Origin of the sequence: Christensenella sp., assembly GCF_034927525.1 — a bacterium.
Lineage (GTDB): Bacteria > Bacillota > Clostridia > Christensenellales > Christensenellaceae > Christensenella.
In genome coordinates this window covers 1-2013 of the sequence record NZ_JAYFPU010000050.1, presented here as the reverse complement: position 1 = coordinate 2013, position 2013 = coordinate 1, and the positions used below count along the sequence as shown (strand labels likewise).

Genomic DNA, 2013 nt, shown 5'->3' with positions numbered 1-2013 from the left:
CTGAATTCCTAGGGACAAAACTCAAACACCCCACTGGAAGCCAAATGCCAGTGGGGTGTTTTGCATCAAGACCTACCGTTTAGCCAGGGCGGCACTACCGATGACCAGGGCGGTGGTGGCGATGATGAATGAGACGATGCTAATGATGAATCCTGCGATTTTCATGGAATCTACCTCTTTTCTTTTTTTATATTATATCATGATCCAAGCTGAATTTCAGCTAAAAGAAGTAAACTAAAGATGTGTGTTTGTACCCAGAGAAATAAAAGGAAAAAGGAGGTCTGTATGCTTGATCTGGTGAATGTAAAGGTTAGATTGACGAAGGAGGAATGGGCACAGCGTAAGATGGAGAAGAAGGCTCTGGCCCTTAAGCGGGGGGAATGCCAGCGGCGGGTAAAGGCGCTGGGTATCCCGGTGATGATCCTCTTTGACGGATGGGATGCAGCGGGGAAGGGGACCCTCATTAACGATCTGATGATTCCCCTGGATCCCCGGAGCTTTACGGTGTACAATTGCAAGCGGACCGTCAATGATGATGAAGCCAATCGGCCCTTTTTATGGCGGTATTGGATGAAGACGCCACCAAAGGGACAGATGGTCATCCTGGATAGCAGCTATTACTCCGATTTGGTACACCAGACAGATCTCCAGGGGGCTGATTATCAGCTAATGCTTGCCGAAGCCAATGAATTTGAGGCGACCCTTTCCGCTAGTGGCACCCTTATTGTAAAATTCTTTGTCCATATCAGCCGCAAGGAACAGCGCAGGCGCTTTAAAAAACTGGAAGCCCGTAAGGCGACCCGCTGGCGGGTTACGGATTCGGATTGGGCTGAAAATGCACGATATAAAGCACTGGCAGCCCGATATGACACGGCCCTGGAGGCCACTGACAGCGACTGTGCCCCCTGGGAAATTATCGAAGGGGAGGATAAGGCTTATGCTGGTCTAAAGGTATATAGCCTGTTGGCCCAGCGCCTGACGGCAGCCATTGCCAAGGTGGAGGCCGCAGAAAAGCCAGTTTATCGGCCGTTGATTACCGCTGGGGATGATCCTTTGGGGACGGCCATACTCAGTGGCGTCGATATGGATCAGCACCTTGATCGGAAGGCTTACAAAAAGGAGCTGACCGCCTGTCAAAAACGCCTGCGTACCCTGGAGTACGATATTTATCGTCGTCGGATTCCTGTGGTTCTGGGCTTCGAAGGCTGGGATGCTGGTGGCAAAGGGGGAGCCATCAAGCGTTTGTGCGAGAATCTGGATCCCCGGGGATACCAGGTCCATCCCACGGCAGCACCAACCCAAGAGGAACTGAGTCATAACTGGCTGTGGCGGTTTTGGCGGACGGTGCCGAAGCGCGGGCATTTCAGCATTTATGACCGTACCTGGTATGGCCGGGTTATGGTGGAGCCCATTGAGGGCTTTTGTACGCTGGCGGAATATGACCGGGCCTTTTCTGAAATCAACGATTTTGAAAAACAGCTGACGGATTTTGGGGCTGTTGTCCTCAAATTTTGGATGAACATTACCCCGGAGGAGCAGGAGCGTCGCTTTAAAGAGCGGGAGGCTGACCCGGATAAGCAGTGGAAGATTACAGAGGAGGATTGGCGGAATCGGGAGAAGTGGGATGCTTACACCGTGGCAGTGGACCGGATGCTGCTGCGTACCTCCACAACCGCAGCACCCTGGATCATCGTAGAGGGCAATGATAAGTACTATGCCAGAATTCGGGTGCTGAAGGCGGTTATTGAAGCGATAGAGCAGAAATTTGCCGATTTACGCCTCTGATATCGACTTACAAAACGAAAAAACTGACAATTTTTTATCTCTATTTGTTTGTATACAGGTAAAATGAAGTGTGATATAATTATTTAAGGTAAAAATTTGTACTAAAATCTATTACAAATGCAGTAATTGCGATTTTAAGGAGGAACTATGTCTAAAAAGATGATGACGATGGATGGTAATCAGGCCGCGGCTCACGTAGCTTACGCTTTTACCGAAGTCGCCGGGATT

At 49.9% G+C, this 2013-nt stretch carries 1 protein-coding gene; it reads left to right on the top strand.

What is annotated here, in order from left to right; all coding sequences use genetic code 11:
* Window positions 1-285 precede the first annotated feature (285 nt).
* The gene (gene pap / locus VB081_RS01770; protein WP_323399139.1) at window positions 286-1785 is read left to right on the top strand and encodes a polyphosphate:AMP phosphotransferase; all 1500 of its coding nucleotides are present in this window, start codon (window positions 286-288) and stop codon (window positions 1783-1785) included.
* The last annotated feature ends 228 nt before the right edge of the window (window positions 1786-2013 follow it).

Bases quoted from the DNA above. Each gene is read 5' to 3' on its own strand.
- pap (WP_323399139.1), top strand. From the start codon at position 286: ATGCTTGATCTGGTGAATGTAAAGGTTAGATTGACGAAGGAGGAATGG.